Here is a 16,988-nt window from a genome sequence, read left to right on the forward strand (position 1 = left end):
GGGACGCCCCGCCGGGGTCAGCGGATCTGCTGCTGGAACGGCTCCGGCACGGGCCGGCGCGGCCCGACGGCTCGGCGGTCGGCCGGCGCGGGCGCTCCGGTCGAGCCGCGGACGATCAGGGTGGTGGGAATGACGCGGGGGGTGTCGGGCAGCGGCACACCCTCGAAGTACGACAGGAGCATCCGGGCCGCGGCCGCTCCCATCTCGCGCATCGGTTGGTGCACCGTGGTCAGTGGTGGTTCGGTGTGCGCCGCGTACGGGACGTCGTCGAAACCGACGACCGCGACATCGTCCGGGACCCGGCGCCCCGCCTCGCGGATCGCCTGCAGGGCGCCGCCGGCCGACAGGTCGTTGTGGGCGAAGACGGCGTCGAAGTCGATGCCGGCCTCGGTCAGCCCCCGGACGGCGCGGCTGCCGCAGTCGAAGGTGAAGTCGCCCTCGACCACGAGTCGCGGATCCAGTGGCAGGTCGGCGGCCTCGTACGCCGCGACGAATCCGGCCAGCCGCTCCTGGGTGCAGCCGAACTCCTCGCACCCCTTGATCACCAGTGGCCGGCGCCGACCTAGTTCGAGCAGGTGGCGCGCGGCTGACTCGCCACCCTTGCGGTTGGTCGTGGCCACGGACGGGAACGGCCGCTGATGACCGCGGTCGTCGATGAGGACCACCGGTAGGCCACCACCGTGCAGCTCGGCAATGTAGTCGAGGCTGCCCTCGGGCTCGATGACCAGCAGCCCGTCGAACGACTTCGCCGAGACCTGCGAGGCGAACTGCCGCAGCGACTCCTCGCCGCGGTTGCAGGTGAAGAGCAACAGCCCGTAACCGGCGCTCTCCACCATGTCGACGGCACCCTGCAGCACCTCGCCCATCCACGGCCAGGTCAGAGCCGGTACCAGCATTCCGACCACCCCGGTCCGGCCGCGGGCGAGGCCGACCGCGCGGGCGCTCGGCACGTACCCCAGGTCGCTGATGACGGCCCGGACCCGGTCCGCGGTGCGGACGTGCACCTCGCCCTTGCCGTTGAGCACCCGGGAGACGGTCGTCTTGCTCACCCCCGCCCGGGCCGCGACGTCGGCGATGGTGATCGGCACGTGACGCTCCCGGGTCGCAGCGGTGAGGCGGGTGTTCCGGAACCGGTTGCGGAACCGGTTGCATCGCAGTGAATCGAAGTGGCGCCGGTCACGTCAATCACGGCCAGGTAACGAAACATGGCTAAGTTCAAAAGATTAAAAAAGCGGCTCACGCGCCGCCGTAGGGTGCCGCAAGGATCAGTCCGCTGAGCAGCTTCGATGTCCTCCGGGCCGTCCGGTCGGCGCGTTCGGCCTACGGCGTGCCCCGGCGCCGGAGGTGGCCCTCGGACACGCAGTACACGTCGCCGGAGTTGGCCTCGTGCGGCAGCGCCGACAGGTACGCTGCCACCTCCGCCGCCGGCAGCCAGTCCGGCAGGGCGAGGCCCATCTCGTCGCCGAGCGCGACGCTGAACCGGGTGAACCCGAGCCCGGTGAGCCGGTCGAGGCAGCGCGGGGCCAACTCGCGGGTGATCGTGGTGAACTCGAACGACAGTGCCGGCAGCGGCTGGCTCAAGCCGGTCAGCACGGCGTCCTCGAACCCCTCCACGTCGATCTTCACGAAGGCCGGTACGCCGTGCGCGGCGATGAGCCGGTCGAGTGTGGTGGTGGCGACCTCGATCTCGGCGTCCCAGGTCTCGTGCGCCCAGCCTCCGGCGCCGGCCGCCGCTCGGACGAACTGGGGGGAGGCCGTGGAGATGGTCGGATTGGCGGAGTTGACGTGCAGCCGGACCCGGTCCTCGTGCGCCCCGCAGGCGGCCTCGACCACGGTGACCCGGTCGTCGTCGCCGTAGAGCGCGCGCAGCGCCCGGACGCAGAGCGGCTGGGGCTCGACGGCCACCACCCGGGCGCCGAGGCGGCGGAAGCTGCCGAGCCGGTCGCCGACGTGCGCCCCGACGTCGAACACCAGGTCGCCGGGGCGGACGAACCGCGCGTAGAAGGCGTCCATCGCCGCGTCCCGGACCGGGTCGCCGTAGTACGCCTCCAGCGATCGGCGCAGCCCCGACAAGGTGGGATCCGCCTTGAGTGCCTCGATCACCCCGATATGACCGCCCACTGCTCCGACCGTAGCCATGCCGTCAGAAACCCGAAGGCCATTCGGGCAACCCGGCGGCCTGCCAGCAAGCCCAGCCTCCTAGGATGCGCTAGGGGTAGTGACCAGGATGCCGCAAGTGGCGGCATCCTGGGCCCGGGATGCCGCCACTTGTGCGATCTGGACTGGGTCGAGCGTGATCAGGGGGTGTCGACAACCTCCTGGCCGAGCGGCCAGAGCGCCGCCGGCACGAGCTTGAAGTTCGCCACCCCGAACGGGATGCCGATGATGGTGAGGCAGAGGCCGACGCCGGCGACGATGTGGGAGAGCGCGAGCCACCAGCCGGCCAGCAGCACCCACAGCACGTTCGCGAGGCCGGAGGCGATCCCGGCGCCCGGCTTGGGGACGACGGTGCGGCCGAACGGCCACAGCGCGTACGAGGCGAGGCGCAGCGACGCCACCCCGAACGGGATGGTGATCACCAACGCGAAGCAGATCAGGGCGGCCACCCCATAGCCCAGGGCCAGGACAAGGCCGCCACCGAAGACGAGCCACAACAGGTTCAGTACGAAGCGCAGCACGCGTCCATGGTGACCGGGTCGCGCAAGATCCAACCAGTTCGCCCCGGTGTCCCCACCAAGGGTGGCTGGGACACCGGGGCGACGGGGTCAGGTCTGGTTGCCCGGTATGTTCTTGTAGTCCTGCGGGCTGACCCCCTGCGGGCGCGGGTCCTTCTGCCGCTGGCCACCGCCCTGGTTGGCGTTGGCCGACCCGCCGAGCGCCTGGATCATCTCGCTCTTGTTCATCTGGTCGACGTTGTCGAGTCCGGCGCGCTCCGCCTGTTTGCGCAGTTCACCGGTCTTCATCTGAGCGGGATCGCGTCCCATCGCTCCTCCTTCGGTCCGGTCCCGGGTTGTTTACCCGTAGGGCGGCGGCAGCAACGTGGGTGGGCGCGGTCGCCGCGGGGCGTCGGTCGATCAGCCGGGCGTCGGGCCGGCCGGCGGCGGGCCGCCGGCAGCACCAGTGGCGTGCCGGTCTCCGGGTCCTCGACCACCCGGCAGGGCAGACCGAACACCTCCTCGACCAGTTCTGCGGTGACGATCCGGCGGGGGTCCCCCGCCGCGACCACCCGCCCGTCGCGCAGCGCCACCAGGTGGGTGGCGTACCGGGCCGCCTGGTGCAGGTCGTGCAGCACGGCCACCAGGGTGCGGCCCTGCTCCTCGTGCAGCCGGGCGCACAGGTCCAGCACCTCGACCTGGTGTGCGATGTCCAGATAGGTCGTCGGCTCGTCGAGCAGCAGCAGGGGCGTCTGCTGGGCCAGCGCCATGGCGATCCAGACGCGCTGGCGCTGCCCGCCGGAGAGCTCGTCGACCGGGCGGTCGGCCAGGGCGGTGACCCCGGTGGCGGCCATCGCCTCGGCGACCACCCGCTCGTCCTCGCGGGACCACTGCCGCAGCAGACCCTGATGCGGGTAACGGCCGCGGGCGACCAGGTCGGCGACGGTGATGCCGTCCGGGGCGACGGCCGACTGGGGGAGCAGGCCGAGCGTACGGGCGACCTGCCTGGCGGGGCGGCGGTGGATGTCGGCGCCGTCGAGCAGCACCGTGCCCCGGGTGGGCCGCAGCAGCCGGGCGAGCGCGCGCAGCAGGGTCGACTTGCCGCAGGCGTTCGGGCCGATGATCACGGTGAAGGAACGGTCGGGGACGGCCACCGTGAGGTCCTCGGCGACGGGGCGCCGGTCGTAGCCGAGGGTCAGCGTCTCGCCGACCAGCCGGGAGGTGCCGGGTCGCATGGTGGGGATCTCCTTCTCGTCCGGTCCGGTCACCGGCGGCTCCCGCGTTCTCCGGCGAGCAGCCAGGTCAGGTAGCCGCCGCCGAGCACGCCGGTGACCACACCGACGGGCAGTTGGTGGCCGCCGACCGCGTGCTGTGCCACCTGGTCGGCGGCGGCCAGCAGGGCGGCGCCGAGGGCGGCCGCGGGCAGCAGGTTGGGGCCCGGGGCGCGGGTCAGCCGGCGGGCCAGGTGGGGGGCGGTCAGGGCGAGGAACGACACCGGTCCGGCGGCCGCCGCGGCCAGGGAGACCAGCAGCACGGCCGTGCCGAGCGCGGCCAGGCGTACCCGGCGCACCGGGACGCCGAGCGCGGCGGCGGTGTCGTCGCCCAGCTCGATCAGTCGCAGCGCCGGGGCGCGGGCGAGCAGCACGGCGGGGAGCAGTACCGCCAGCGCGGCGAGCACCGGCAGGGCGTTGGCCCAGCCGCGTCCGTCCAGGCTGCCGGTGAGCCAGAGCGCGGCGCGGGCGGCGTCCATCAGCGGGGCGCGGGTGAGCAGCCACCCGTTGACGCCGGTGAGGATCGCGGTGACGCCGATGCCGACCAGGACGAGCCGGTGGCCGGTCAGGCCGCGCGGGCCGGCCAGCGCGGCCAGCAGCGCGCCGGTGGCGAGTCCGCCGGCGGCGGCCGCCGCGCCGAGGGCGATGCTGTTGCCGCCGAGCACGACCACGACCAGCGCGCCGGTGGCCGCGCCCTGGGTGACGCCGAGGATGTCGGGGCTGCCGAGCGGGTTGCGGGTCAGCGATTGGAACACCGCGCCGGCCAGGCCGAGGGCGGCCCCGACGGCGAGTGCCGTGGCGAGCCGGGGCAGGCGCAGCTCGGTGACCACGAACCGGTCGGCGGGGGTGCCGCCGCCGGCGAGGACCCGTAGCACGTCGGCGGGGCCGATGGGGCAGTCGCCCGCGCCGACGGCCAGCACGGCGAGGCTCGCCGCGAGCAGCGTGCCGGCGCCGCCGACGACGAGGGCGCGGGTGTGCAGGCGCAGCGACAGCCCGCCGGGGAGGCGCAGCACGATCATGGGCGGGCCATCCGTCCACGCCGGACCAGGTGCAGGAAGAGCGGGCCGCCGAGCACGGCGGTGACCAGGCCGACCTGGAGTTCGCCCGGTCGGCCGAGCACGCGTCCGGCGATGTCCGCGGTGAGCAGCAGCACCGGGGCGAACACGGCGCAGTACGGCAGCAGTCGGCGCGGGTCGGGGCCGGTGAGGGCGCGGACCAGGTGCGGTGCGAGCAGCCCGACGAAGACGATCGGACCGCAGGCGGCGGTGGCCGCCCCGCACAGCAGCGTGACGGCGGCGACGACGGCGGCCCGGGCCAGGCCGGGGCGGGCGCCGAGGGCGCGGGCGGAATCGTCGCCGAGGGCGAGCGCGCCGAGTGGCCGGGCCGCGAGCAGGGCGAGCAGCAGTCCGGCCAGGACGAAGGGCAGCAGGTGGGGGACGGTGTCGGTGCGGGCGCCCGCGAGGGAGCCGACGGTCCAGAACCGCAGCCGTTCCAGGGAGGTGGTGTCGAGCAGCATGATCGCGCTGACGTACGAGTAGAGGGCGGCGTTGAGTGCCGCGCCGGCCAGGGCCAGCCGGGTCGGGATGGCGTGCCGCCCGCCGGCCACGGCGTGCACGCCGACGGTGACCAGGGCGGCGCCGAGCAGCGCGTACCAGACCTGCTGGTCCAGGGCGGTGACGCCGAAGGCGAGGGTGGCGGTGGCCACGGCGGCGGAGGCGCCGGCGTTGATGCCGAGCAGGCCGGGGTCGGCGAGCGGGTTGCGGGTCAGTGCCTGCATGGCGGCGCCGGCGACGCCGAGCGCGGCACCGGCGGTGAGGGCGAGCAGCGTACGGGGCAGCCGCATCCGGTGCACGACGGCGTAGTCGGGGGAGGCGGGGTCGGTCAGGCCGTGCCACATGTCCGCGAGGGGCAGGGGTTTCGCGCCGACGGCGATGCTGAGCACGGCGACCGTGCCGAGCAGCAGCAGCCCGACGGCCAGGCCGGTGGCGGGTACGCCGCGACGTCGCTGCGGCGCGGGTGGTGCGGCGCTTCGTGGTGAGGTGATGACGGACAGTGTGGACTCCGGTTGGCGGAACGGGTTTGACAGCAAGTTAGGTTAGGTTAACCTAACTCCGCTGTCCATGGTCATTCCTCGACCCGTACCGAAAGACAACGCCATGCCCGAAACCCTGTCCGGCCGCCGGTTCTCCCGTCGGGGCCTGCTCGCCGCCGGTGGCGCCGCCGGCCTCACCGCGCTCCTCGCGGGCTGCGGTGGCGACGGCGACACCGCCGCCACCGCGCCGAGCGGCGGCCCCTGGTCCTTCACCGACGACCGCCAGCAGCAGGTCGACGCCGTCCGCCGGCCCTCGCGGGTCGTCGCCTTCACCGGGGTGGCCGCCGCCCTGGTCGACTTCGGACTCGACGCGCAGATCGTCGGGGTGTTCGGCGAGACCCGACGCGCCGACGGCAGCCGCGACCCGCAGGCCGGCGACCTCGACGTGGACCGCGTCGAGGTCCTCGGCAACGCCTGGGGCGAGTTCAACCTGGAGAAGTACGCGGCGCTGCGCCCCGACCTGCTCGTCACCCACATGTACGACCCGGGCGCGCTCTGGTACGTCCCGGACGAGAGCAAGGCCAAGATCCTCCCGCTCGCGCCGAGCATCGCGGTGACCACCGCCCGGGTGCCGATGACCCGGCCCATCGAGCGGTACGCCCAGCTCGCCGAGTCCCTCGGCGCCGACCTGTCCGAGGTCACCACGGCGAAGGCCCGGTTCGCCGCCGCCGCCGACGCCGTCCGTCAGGCCGTCAAGGCCAACCCCGGCCTCCGGGTCATGGCCGCCTCCGGCAGCCCCGACCTGTTCTACGTCTCCAACCCGAAGGTCAGCACCGACCTGATGTACTTCGCCGAACTCGGCGTCGACCTCGTGCTGCCCACCAAGCTCGAACAGGGGGACTACTTCGAGGCGCTGAGCTGGGAGAACGCCGGCAGGTTCCCGGCCGACCTGATCCTGCTCGACAACCGCTCCACCGCGCTGCAGCCCAGGGACCTCACCGCCAAACCCACCTGGACCCAACTTCCCGCCGTCCGCGCCGGCCAGGTCACCCCGTGGGACGCGGTGCCCCGCTCCTCGTACGCGGGGGCGGCCCCGCTGCTGGAGAACCTGGCCCGCGCCATCCGCGACGCCCGGAAGGTCACCACGTGACCACCGCCGCCGTCGCCCTGCGATACCGCTTCTACGCCTCCCGGGTCGTCGCCACCCGCCCGGTCGGCGCCTGCCTGGTCCGGGTCACCCTCGGCGGTGACGACCTCGCCGGCTTCCCCGGCGGCGGTCGGGATCAGAGCGTCTCCCTCTTCCTGCCCCACCCCGGCCAGGCCGCCCCGGTCGTCCCGGTCGAGGCGGGGGAGGATTGGCACACCGCCTGGCGGGACCTCGACCCGCAGGTCCGGGCGGTGATGCGCTCGTACACCATCCGCGCCCACCGCCGGGAGCTGGCCGAGGTGGACATCGACGTCGTCCGCCACGGCGACACCGGCCCGGCCACCCGGTGGGCCGGGCGGGCCCGGCCCGGCGACCGGGTGCTGCTGCTCGGCCCGGCCGCGCCCGACGAGCGCAGCGTCCGCTTCCGGCCACCCGCCGGCACCGACGCGGTGCTGCTGGTGGCCGACGAGACCGCGCTGCCCGCCGTCGCCGGCATCCTCGACTGGCTTCCCGCCGGCACCCCGGCCCGCGCCTTCGTCGAGGTCCCGGGCGCCGCCGACATCCAACCGCTGCCCAGCGCCGCCCGCGCCGAGGTGACCTGGTTGGTCCGCGGCGGCACCGCCCCCGGCACCACGCTGCTGGCCGATGCCCTGCGCGCCGCGCGGCTGCCGGGCACCACCCCGTACGCCTGGATCGCCGGTGAGGCCGGCATGGTCCGGGCCGTGCGCCGGCACCTGGTCGGCGAGCGCCGCCTGGACCGCGCCCGGGTCACCTTCGCCGGCTACTGGCGCCGCGGCGCGTCGGAGGAGGACCTCCGCGCCGAGGCCGCCACCGCCTGACCGCTCCCGTCCTCGCCACCGATCGCGCGGGTTGCTCCCGGCCGTGCCGGCTGCATCGCGGCCTCGTCGGTGCGGAGTGGCTCCCACCGCGGCCCAAACGACCGTTAAGCTCACGGGGTGGGGATCGACGAACTGTACCCGGCCGCGCGGCTGGCCGCCGCCCAGCGCGCCACCGCCGCGGCGGGGCTGGACGCGCTGCTGCTCACGCCCGGCTCCGACCTGCGTTACCTGACCGGCTACGACGCGCACGAGGGGGAGCGGCTGACCTGCCTGGTGCTGCCGGCCGCGGGCGAGCCCACTTTGATCGTGCCGGTCCTGGAGCGCCCGGCCGCCGAGGCGTCCCCCGCCCCGGCCACCGGCGTGCGGATCGTCGACCACGCCGACGGCACCGACCCGTACCCCCTGGTCCGGTCGGCGCTGCCCGGCCCGGTGGCGACGGTGGGGCTGGCCGACCGGATGTGGGCCGAGCAGGTGCTCGCGCTGCGCGCCGCGCTGCCCGACGCCGCCCAGCGCCTCGCGTCCGAGGTGCTGCGCGAGTTGCGGATCCGCAAGTCGCCCGCCGAGGTGGCGGCCCTCGCCGAGGCGGGTGCCGCGATCGACGCGGTGCACCGGCGGATGGGGGAGTGGCTGCGCCCCGGCCGGACCGAGACCGAGGTGGCCGCCGACATCGCCGCCGCGATCCGCGCGGCCGGCCACGTCACCGTGGACTTCGTCATCGTCGCCGCCGGGCCGAACGGCGCCAGCCCGCACCACGGCACGTCCGACCGGCCGATCCGGGCCGGGGAGCCCGTCGTGGTCGACATCGGCGGCACCATGCCGTCGGGCTACCGCTCCGACTGCACCCGCACGTACGTCACCGGCGGTCCCGCCCCGGCCGAGTTCACCGACTACTACGCGGTGCTGCACGCGGCCCAGCGGGCGGCGGTGGCGGCGGTGCGGCCCGGGGTGACCGCCGAGGCGGTCGACGCGGCGGCCCGGGACGTGATCAGCGCCGCCGGCTACGGCGACGCCTTCCTGCACCGCACCGGCCACGGCATCGGCCTGGACACCCACGAGGAACCGTATGTCGTGGCCGGCAACCCGCGACCGCTGGAGGCCGGCATGGCGTTCTCGGTCGAACCCGGTATCTACCTCGCCGGGCGGCACGGCGCCCGGATCGAGGACATCGTCGTCTGCACGACGGACGGCGGGCAACGGCTCAACATCACCCCCACGGAGCTCATCGCGCTATGACTGTCGACCGGATCCTCCCCACCGACGAGGCCCACGACCTGCTGGACCTTGCCACCGAACTCGCCGATCGGGAGCTCGCCCCGAGGGCCGCCGGCTTCGAGGAGCGCGCCGAGTTCCCCCGTGAGGTGCTGCGCACCCTGGGCCGGGCGGGGCTGCTCGGCCTGCCGTACGCCGAGGAGCACGGCGGCGCCGCCCAGCCGTACGAGGTCTATCTGCAGGTGCTGGAGATCCTGGCCAGCCGCTGGCTCGCGGTCGCCGAGGCGGTCAGCGTGCACACCCTGTCCTGCTACCCGCTCGCCCAGTTCGGCATCGACGAGCAGCGCAAGCTGCTGCCCGACATGCTCGGCGGGGAGCTGCTCGGCGCCTACTGCCTTTCGGAGCCGCAGGGCGGCTCGGACGCGGCGGCCCTGACCACCAAGGCGGTCCGCGACGGCGACGACTACGTCGTCTCCGGCACCAAGGCGTGGATCACCCACGCCCGGACCGCCGACTTCTACAACATCTTCTGCCGCACCGGCGGTCCCGGCCCGAAGGGCATCTCCTGCCTGCTGGCCGACCGGAACACCCCGGGGATCCACCCGCAGGCCGCCGAGCGGACCATGGGGCTGCACGCCTCCCCGGTCGCCCAGATCGCCTTCGACGAGGCCCGGGTGCCGGCGGAGCGGCTGATCGGCGGCGAGGGGCGGGGCTTCACCATCGCCATGTCCGCGCTGGACTCGGGCCGGCTCGGCATCGCCGCCTGCGCGGTCGGTCTGGCCCAGGCCGCCCTGGACTACGCGGTCGGCTACGCGCAGGAGCGACAGCAGTTCGGCCGTCGGATCATCGAGTTCCAGGGACTGGGCTTCCTCCTCGCCGACGCCGCCACCCAGATCTCGGCGGCCCGCGCGCTCACGCTGGCCGCGGCGCGGCTGCGCGACGCCGGTCGGCCGTACTCGATCGAGGCGGCGAAGGCGAAGCTGTTCGCGACCGACGTGGCGATGCGGGTGACCACCGACGCGGTGCAGGTGCTGGGCGGCGCCGGCTACGTCGTCGACCATCCGGTCGAGCGGTACATGCGGGAGGCGAAGGTGCTCCAGATCGTCGAGGGCACCAACCAGATCCAGCGGCTGGTCATCGCCCGGTCCCTCGGGAAGGGCTGACGGGCGCGGAGGGCGACCGCCCGGCCCACCGAGCGTGACGCCCGGCGGGCCGGATGCGGCAGGGGAGCGTTCTCTCCGGTAGGTTGCACCGCGTGGAGGAGATCGACCGGGCCATCGTCGCCGCGCTGACCGGGGACGGTCGGCTGTCGTACACCGACCTCGCCGAGAAGGTGGGGCTGTCGGTGTCCGCTGTGCACCAGCGGGTCCGCCGGCTGGAGCAGCGCGGCGTCATCAAGGGGTACGCCGCGCGGGTCTCGTTCGAGGCGTTGGACCTGCCGTTGACCGCGTTCGTGGCGATCCGGCCGTTCGACCCGTCGCAGCCCGACGACGCGCCGGAGCGGCTGGCCCACCTGCCCGAGATCGACTCGTGTTACTCGGTGGCGGGGGAGGACTTCTATCTGCTGCTGGTGCGGGTGGCCGGGCCGGCGGACCTGGAGCGGGTGCTGCAGGAGATCCGTACTGCGGCCAACGTCACCACGCGCACCACTGTGGTCCTCTCCACGCCCTACGAGAACCGCCCGCCGAAGATCAATGCCGAGCTGCCTGGTCGGGGTCGTTCCCGGGCGGCGGCGGAGCCGGCTGGTTCCAACGCAGGATGACCTGCCGGCCGTGCTCGTGACCGAGCACGGAGACGGTGGCGGTGTCCAGCCGGAGCAGCCCACCGGCGGACGGGGGCAGGCCGATCCAGCGGGCGCCGATCACCCGCAGGCTGTGCGCGTGGCCGACCAGGGCGACGCTGCCCCGGTCGAGCAGGGGACCGATCCCGGCCAGCACCCGGTCCGCGCGTTCGCCGACCTGGGCCGGTGACTCGCCGCCGGGAGCGCCGTCGGTCCAGAGGTTCCAGTGCGGGTTCTCGTCGTGGATGTCCGCGGTGGTGCGTCCCTCGTACTCGCCGTAGTTCCATTCGGCCAGGTCGGGGTCGGTGGCCTCGGCGTCGAGGCCGGCGAGGTGCGCGGTGCGCGTGGCCCGCTGCCGGGGGCTGGACAGGACGCGGGCGAAGCGGCGGCCGGCGACCATCACGCCGAGCGCGCGGGCCTGCCGCTCACCGTCGGGGGTGAGCTCCAGATCGGTGTACGAGGTGTGCCGGTGGCTGGCGCTCCAGGTGGTCTCTCCGTGCCGGATCAGCAGGATCTCTCCCATTCGTCCAGTTAACCAGCCGCAGCGGCTTAGCGTTCACCTAGTGTCCTAGGACGCCCTACGGATGGCGCTCACCGCCACGTTCAACGACGGCGTTTCAGCTCGACGACCACGGGGACGCGGTCAGGGAGCGGGCCGAACGGCCCGGGCACCGTTGCCAGCGAAGGGGAGTGCCATGAGCTTCACCGACAAGGCCAAGAACAAGGCCCAGGAGATGAGCGGCCTCGCCAAGGAGCGGATCGGCGACGCCACCGACAACGAGCGGTTGCGGGCGCAGGGCGCCAGCGAGCAGCGCACGGCGCGGGACCGGCAGAAGGAGGCCGGCCGCAACGTGAAGAACTTCGAGAAGTGACCCGCACGGCGGCGGGCTCCCGACCTCCGGGGGCCCGCCGCCGCGTACCGGTGCGGGCCAGGTCGTCGTGCTGACCCGTCCCGTCGTCCTGGGCTCGCATCCGGTACCCGGGTAGGGGCTGGTCCTGGGCGGGATGCGCCGCCCAGGACCCGAGTGTCCGGTCCCGTCTCGAGGTGCCTCGGCGGAGGTTTTCCGGGCGGAGGGACGGGGACGCGGGTAGGGAGGGGCGAAGGCCCCCGGTCTGTGGGAACGACGCAGGAGGCGACATGAGCACCGAGAAGGCCAAGGACAGGGTCGAGCGGGTGGCCGGTGCGGCCCGGGCTCGGATGGGTGACATGACCCGACAGGAGCGGTCGCGGGCGGAGCAGGTGGGGCGGCAGGAGGAGACCCGCGGTGGACGGCCCGGCGAGCGCGTCCAGGAGAGCGAGCAGGACGTGAGTGGTCGCTCCTTCACGAGCTGACCCCGGCCTGGTGGTGCCCCTGGCGCGTACGTCGTGCCGGGGGCACCGGTGTGTGGTGGGCGGTTGGCCAACCGGGTGGCCGGGTTACGGTCGCGGCGTGACCGTTGCGCGTTCCCTGGTGCTGTTCGTGTTGGCTGCCCTGGCCGAGATCGGTGGGGCCTGGCTGGTGTGGCAGGGCTGGCGGGAGCATCGGGGGCTGTGGTGGGTGGCGGGCGGGGTGCTGGCGCTGGGCGTGTACGGGTTCGTGGCGACGTTCCAGCCGGACCCGCATTTCGGTCGGATCCTGGCCGCGTATGGGGGTGTGTTCGTGGCGGGGTCGCTGGCGTGGGGTGTGCTGGTGGACGGGTTCCGCCCGGACCGGTGGGACGTGGTGGGCGCGGCGATCTGCCTGCTCGGGGTGGCGGTGATCATGTATGCGCCGCGGGGCGGCTGATCCAGCCGGCGGGAACGCCGTCGCCCGGCACCCCGTGGTGCGGGTGCCGGGCGACGGGTGGTGCGCAGGTCAGTCGTCGCGGTGGGCTGCCCACCAGGCCTGGCCGGTTTCGGGCAGGGTGTCGATCGGGTCGTAGTAGGCGTAGCGCTTGTTGAGCGCTTCGAGGTCGGCGGACTCGATCGAGGTGCGGTAGTTCTTGGTCCAGTAGGAGATGCCGCGGTCGCGGTCGTACTCGGTGAGCATGTGGACCCAGCGCTTGCCGACGAAGGGGACGTCGCAGACGATGCGCGGGGTCGCGTAGCCGGGCAGGTAGCCCATGATGTCGTGCTGGAGTTGCTGGGCGTGCCAGACGGGGACCCGCCAGTGCTCGGCGTTGGGGATCATGTCGCACATGTAGAAGTAGTACGGCAGGATGCCGGCCTCGCCCTGCAGGGCGAAGCAGAGGTCGAGCAGGTCGGGGGTGGTGGCGTTGACGCCGCGCATGAGCACGCCCTGGTTGCGGACGTCGCGGACGCCGACGTCGAGGGCGGTCTGGGCGGCCTTGGCGACCAGCGGGGTGAGCGACTGGGCGTGGTTGACGTGGGTGTGGATGGCGAGGTTGACGCCGCGGCGGGCGGCGGTGCGGGCGACCCGCTCCAGGCCTTCGACGACGTCGGGCTGCAGCCAGTGCTGGGGGAGGCCCATGAGGGCTTTGGTGGCGAGCCGGATGTCGCGGATGGTTTCGATCTCGAGCAGCCGCATCAGGTATGACTCGAGGTTCTTCCACGGCACGTTGGCTACGTCGCCGCCGGAGACGACGACGTCGCGGACGCCGGGGTGGGCCTTGAGGTAGGCGATGTGGGCGTCGTAGCGGTCGACGGGCTTGAGGGTGAGTTTGAGTTTGTCGACGGCGGGGGTGGAGTTGCCGACGAGGTCCATCCGGGTGCAGTGGCCGCAGTACTGCGGGCAGGTGGAGAGCAGTTCGGCGAGGACCTTGGTGGGGTAGCGGTGGGTGAGGCCTTCGGCGACCCACATGTCGTGCTCGTGGAGGCTGTCGCGGCTGGCGTAGGGGTGGGAGGGCCAGTCGGTGCGCCGGTCGGAGGCGACGGGGATCATGTAGCGGCGGACCGGGTCGGCGAGGAAGGCCTCGGTGGTCATGGGCGCGAACGGCACCATGGTGTTGAGCATCTGTGGGGGCACCAGCATGGACATGGTGGCCAGGGCCTTCTGGTCGGCCTCGAGGTCGGCGTAGAAGGTCTCGTCGACGAGGTCGCCGAGGACGGTGCGCAGCTGCTTGATGTTCTTGACGCAGTTGACGCGCTGCCACTGGGCGTTCTCCCACTGTTCGCGGGTGACGTGGCGCCAGCCGGGGAAGCGGGTCCAGTCGGGTTCGACGAGAGGGCGGCGGCGGTATTCGTAGGGCTGTCCGGCGGTGGGGACCGCGGCCGGTGCGGGGTGGGGCGCTGGGATGGTCTCCACCGGTTGGGTCTGGGTCACGGCCCCTCCTGCTGGTCGGTGCGGGTGGATCAACGGTCACGAAGGCTACTGGAAAATATCCGGTGAAGAAATTAGTCTGCCGGAAGTTTTCCCGCGACGCGAGTCCTGGCCAGGGGCTTCGAGCGGCTGGACGGAGGAGGGTCGGCGTGACGTCACCGGTGGGACTGCACCGTGTCGTGGAACCCGCGGGGGTGCTGCCGCAGGCGGCCTGGCGGCTGGACGCCGATCCGCGGATCGCCTCGAACGAGGTGCGGATCCGGGTGGAGCGGCTGAACCTCGACGCGGCGAGCTTCCGGCAGCTGTCGGAGAAGCACGGCGGTGACGGGGAGAAGGTCCGCGCCGAGGTGCTGGAGATCATCTCGACCCGGGGGAAGATGCAGAATCCGGTCACCGGGTCGGGCGGCATGCTGATCGGCACGGTCGAGGAGGTGGGCCGGCGGTCCCCGCTGGGGCTCACGCCGGGTGACCGGGTGGCCACGCTGGTGTCGTTGACGCTGACGCCGCTGACGATCCTGGACGGGCTGGCGCGCTGGGACGGGCGCAGCGAGCAGGTGCCGTGCGACGGGTACGCGATCCTGTTCGCCCGGTCGATCGCGGCGGTGCTGCCGGCGGACCTGCACCCGGAGCTGTCCCTGGCGGTGCTGGACGTGTGCGGGGCGCCGGCGTTGACCGCGCGGGTGGTCGACGAGCAGGTGCAGCGCCGGCGGCGGGCCGGTGACGCCCGGCCGGTGCGGGTGGCGGTGATCGGTGGCGCCGGTAAGAGCGGGTCGCTGTCCCTGGCTGCGGCGCGGCGGGCGGGTGCCGGCCGGACGGTCGGGGTGGTGCCGGTGGTGGCGGAGCGGGACGCGCTGACGGCGGCCGGGCTGGCCGACGTGGTCGCGTTGGCCGACGCGCGGGACCCGGTGGGGTTGTCCACGGCGGTGACCACCGCGTTGGGTGCGCCGGCGGACGTGACCGTGGTGTGCGTGGACGTGCCCGGTTGTGAGCACGGGGCGGTGCTGGCCACCGAGGACGGCGGTACGGTGATCTTCTTCTCGATGGCGACGAGTTTCGCGGCGGCGGCGTTGGGGGCGGAGGGCCTGGCGGCGGACGTGACGATGCTGGTCGGCAACGGGTACGTGCCGGGGCACGCGGAGTTGGCGTTGGGCCTGCTGCGCGCCGAGCCGGGGGTGCGTGGTCTGTTCGAGGCGCGGTTGGCGGCAGACTGACACCATGACGAACCCCTCGACGTTGTACCGCGGCGGCGTGCTGCACTGTCCGGCCGATCCGAGCGCGACCGCCCTGCTGGTGCGGGACGGCCGGATCGCCTGGTTGGGGGCGGACGCGGACGCGCCGGCTGCCGACCGGGTGGTGGATCTGGCCGGTGCGCTGGTGACCCCGGCGTTCGTGGACGCCCACGTGCATGCCACCGACACCGGGCTGGCCCTGTCGGGCCTGGACCTGTCCGGGGTGCGGTCGGCGGGTGAGCTGCTGGACGCGGTGGCGGGGTTCGCGGCGGGCCTGCCGGGTGACGCGGTGGTGCTGGGGCACGGCTGGGACGAGTCGTCGTGGGCGCAGCGGGCGTTGCCGGACGCGGCGGTGCTGGACCGGGCGGCCGGGGGGCGGCGGGTGTATCTGTCGCAGGCGTCGATCCATTCGGCGCTGGTGTCGCGGGCGTTGCTGGTGGCCTGTCCGGACGTGGTGGCTGCCGCCGGGTACGACCCGTCGGGCTGGTTGCGGCGTGATGCGCATCACGTGGTGCGGGCGGCGGCGTTCGCGTCGGTGACCCGGCCGCAGCGGGTCGCCGCGCAGCGGGCCGCGTTGGCGCACGCCGCGTCGCTGGGCATCGCCGCGGTGCACGAGTGCGGCGGCCCGGAGATCTCCGACGAGGAGGACTTCACCGGGCTGCTGGGCGTCTCCGGCGCGGGGCTGCCCGAGGTGTACGGGTACTGGGGTGAGTTGTTGGGCGCGGCGCGGGCGCGGGAGTTGGGCGCGGTCGGGGCCGGTGGTGACCTGTTCGCCGACGGGGCGCTGGGGTCGCGGACGGCGCACGTGTCGCAGGCGTACCTGGACGGGGAGCCGGGCGGGTGCGGGCACGGGTATGTGAGCGCCGAGCAGGTGCGGGAGCACCTGTTGGACTGCGCGGCGCATGGGCTGCAGGGTGGTTTCCACGCGATCGGCGACGCGGCGATCTCCACGGTCCTCGACGGGTTCGCGCAGGCGGCGGAGAAGTTGGGGGTGGATCGGCTGCGGTTGGCCCGGCACCGGGTGGAGCACGCGGAGATCATGAACAAGCGGTTGATCGCCGGGTTCGTGGAGTACGGGATCGTCGCGTCGATGCAGCCGGCGTTCGACCGGCTGTGGGGCGGCGCGGGCCGCATGTACGAGTCGCGGCTGGGGTTGTCCCGGTCGTTGGAGTCCAACCCGATGGGTGCGATGCACGCGGTCGGGGTGACGTTGGCGTTCGGGTCGGATTCGCCGGTGACGCCGCTGGACCCGTGGGGGTCGGTGCGGGCGGCGGCGGCGCACCACAACCCGGTGCAGCGGATGAGTGTGCGGGCGGCGTTCGCCGCGCACACCCGTGGCGGGTGGCGGGCGGTGCATCTGGACAACGAGGGTGTCCTGGCGCTGGGCGCGCCGGCGACGTTCGCGGTGTGGTCCACCCCGGCCGGGGTGGACAGGGGTCTGCCGGTGTTGCAGGCCGAGGATCCGGAGCTGCGAGGCGCGGACGATCCGACGCCGCTGCCGGTGTGCCGGGCCACGGTGCTACGCGGTGACCTGATCTATGAGGAAGGTAGTGCGTGAGCGAGCGAACGATCAAGCTCAGTAGCGAGG

General features: G+C 73.6%; 19 protein-coding genes. 10 read left to right on the forward strand and 9 right to left on the reverse strand.

Annotation, left to right across the window (positions count from 1 at the left end):
* Positions 1-17 precede the first annotated feature (17 nt).
* The 7 genes from ACFYML_RS30745 to ACFYML_RS30775 form a co-directional block, all read right to left on the reverse strand.
* On the reverse strand, positions 18-1,088 hold the full coding sequence (locus ACFYML_RS30745) for a LacI family DNA-binding transcriptional regulator (protein WP_387423949.1): 1,071 nt from the start codon (positions 1,086-1,088) through the stop codon (positions 18-20).
* Between the two features lie 232 nt (positions 1,089-1,320).
* Positions 1,321-2,121, reverse strand: a complete 801-nt coding sequence (locus ACFYML_RS30750) for an FkbM family methyltransferase (protein ID WP_387423950.1) — start codon at positions 2,119-2,121, stop codon at positions 1,321-1,323.
* A gap of 176 nt (positions 2,122-2,297) precedes the next feature.
* Positions 2,298-2,678 carry a YccF domain-containing protein gene (locus ACFYML_RS30755; RefSeq protein ID WP_387423951.1) on the reverse strand — a complete coding sequence of 127 codons (381 nt, stop codon included), beginning with the start codon at positions 2,676-2,678 and terminating at the stop codon, positions 2,298-2,300.
* A gap of 87 nt (positions 2,679-2,765) precedes the next feature.
* Positions 2,766-2,984, reverse strand: coding sequence for a hypothetical protein (locus tag ACFYML_RS30760; RefSeq protein WP_387423952.1), 219 nt, complete (start codon positions 2,982-2,984; stop codon positions 2,766-2,768).
* Positions 2,960-3,889: an ABC transporter ATP-binding protein gene (locus ACFYML_RS30765; RefSeq protein WP_387424008.1), complete on the reverse strand. Its 930-nt coding sequence runs from the start codon at positions 3,887-3,889 to the stop codon at positions 2,960-2,962. The genes ACFYML_RS30760 and ACFYML_RS30765 overlap by 25 nt, the downstream gene beginning before the upstream one ends.
* Positions 3,890-3,918: 29 nt before the next feature.
* Positions 3,919-4,944, reverse strand: a complete 1,026-nt coding sequence (locus ACFYML_RS30770) for a FecCD family ABC transporter permease (RefSeq protein WP_387423953.1) — start codon at positions 4,942-4,944, stop codon at positions 3,919-3,921.
* Positions 4,941-6,014 carry a FecCD family ABC transporter permease gene (locus ACFYML_RS30775; protein ID WP_387423954.1) on the reverse strand — a complete coding sequence of 358 codons (1,074 nt, stop codon included), beginning with the start codon at positions 6,012-6,014 and terminating at the stop codon, positions 4,941-4,943. The genes ACFYML_RS30770 and ACFYML_RS30775 overlap by 4 nt, the downstream gene beginning before the upstream one ends.
* Before the next feature lie 67 nt (positions 6,015-6,081).
* On the opposite strand from ACFYML_RS30775, the gene ACFYML_RS30780 reads away from it, so the two are divergent.
* From ACFYML_RS30780 to ACFYML_RS30800, 5 genes are all read left to right on the forward strand, one after another.
* Positions 6,082-7,107: an ABC transporter substrate-binding protein gene (locus ACFYML_RS30780; RefSeq protein WP_387423955.1), complete on the forward strand. Its 1,026-nt coding sequence runs from the start codon at positions 6,082-6,084 to the stop codon at positions 7,105-7,107.
* Entirely contained in the window at positions 7,104-7,943 is an 840-nt protein-coding gene (locus tag ACFYML_RS30785) for a siderophore-interacting protein (protein WP_387423956.1), read from the forward strand. Before ACFYML_RS30780 ends, ACFYML_RS30785 begins: the two co-directional genes overlap by 4 nt.
* A 117-nt stretch (positions 7,944-8,060) precedes the next feature.
* Positions 8,061-9,176 (forward strand): M24 family metallopeptidase, encoded by a 1,116-nt coding sequence (locus ACFYML_RS30790; RefSeq protein WP_387423957.1) that lies wholly within the window; start codon positions 8,061-8,063, stop codon positions 9,174-9,176.
* Complete coding sequence (locus tag ACFYML_RS30795) at positions 9,173-10,315, forward strand: acyl-CoA dehydrogenase family protein (protein ID WP_387423958.1); 1,143 nt, start codon at positions 9,173-9,175, stop codon at positions 10,313-10,315. The genes ACFYML_RS30790 and ACFYML_RS30795 overlap by 4 nt, the downstream gene beginning before the upstream one ends.
* A 92-nt stretch (positions 10,316-10,407) precedes the next feature.
* Positions 10,408-10,914, forward strand: a complete 507-nt coding sequence (locus ACFYML_RS30800) for an Lrp/AsnC family transcriptional regulator (RefSeq protein ID WP_357438888.1) — start codon at positions 10,408-10,410, stop codon at positions 10,912-10,914.
* Here ACFYML_RS30800 and ACFYML_RS30805 read toward each other — a convergent pair.
* Positions 10,844-11,455, reverse strand: a complete 612-nt coding sequence (locus ACFYML_RS30805) for a histidine phosphatase family protein (RefSeq protein WP_387423959.1) — start codon at positions 11,453-11,455, stop codon at positions 10,844-10,846. The genes ACFYML_RS30800 and ACFYML_RS30805 overlap by 71 nt on opposite strands.
* 172 nt (positions 11,456-11,627) lie before the next feature.
* Between ACFYML_RS30805 and ACFYML_RS30810 the strand changes: the two genes are divergently transcribed.
* The 3 genes from ACFYML_RS30810 (at position 11,628) to ACFYML_RS30820 (ending at position 12,698) form a co-directional block, all read left to right on the forward strand.
* Entirely contained in the window at positions 11,628-11,804 is a 177-nt protein-coding gene (locus tag ACFYML_RS30810; protein WP_357438883.1) for a CsbD family protein, read from the forward strand.
* A 266-nt stretch (positions 11,805-12,070) separates the two neighbouring features.
* Positions 12,071-12,265 (forward strand): general stress protein CsbD, encoded by a 195-nt coding sequence (locus ACFYML_RS30815; protein WP_387281165.1) that lies wholly within the window; start codon positions 12,071-12,073, stop codon positions 12,263-12,265.
* A 97-nt stretch (positions 12,266-12,362) separates the two neighbouring features.
* Positions 12,363-12,698, forward strand: coding sequence for a YnfA family protein (locus tag ACFYML_RS30820; protein ID WP_073835117.1), 336 nt, complete (start codon positions 12,363-12,365; stop codon positions 12,696-12,698).
* 69 nt (positions 12,699-12,767) lie between these two features.
* Here ACFYML_RS30820 and ACFYML_RS30825 read toward each other — a convergent pair whose 3' ends face one another.
* Entirely contained in the window at positions 12,768-14,174 is a 1,407-nt protein-coding gene (locus tag ACFYML_RS30825) for a KamA family radical SAM protein (RefSeq protein ID WP_387281164.1), read from the reverse strand.
* Positions 14,175-14,332: 158 nt separating this feature from the next.
* Between ACFYML_RS30825 and ACFYML_RS30830 the strand changes: the two genes are divergently transcribed.
* Positions 14,333-15,382, forward strand: coding sequence for a zinc-binding alcohol dehydrogenase (locus ACFYML_RS30830; RefSeq protein ID WP_387424009.1), 1,050 nt, complete (start codon positions 14,333-14,335; stop codon positions 15,380-15,382).
* A 4-nt stretch (positions 15,383-15,386) separates the two neighbouring features.
* Complete coding sequence (locus tag ACFYML_RS30835) at positions 15,387-16,958, forward strand: amidohydrolase (protein WP_387423960.1); 1,572 nt, start codon at positions 15,387-15,389, stop codon at positions 16,956-16,958.
* Positions 16,959-16,988 lie beyond the last annotated feature (30 nt).

Origin of the sequence: Micromonospora sp. NPDC007230, from assembly GCF_042869115.1 — a bacterium.
Lineage (GTDB): Bacteria > Actinomycetota > Actinomycetes > Mycobacteriales > Micromonosporaceae > Micromonospora.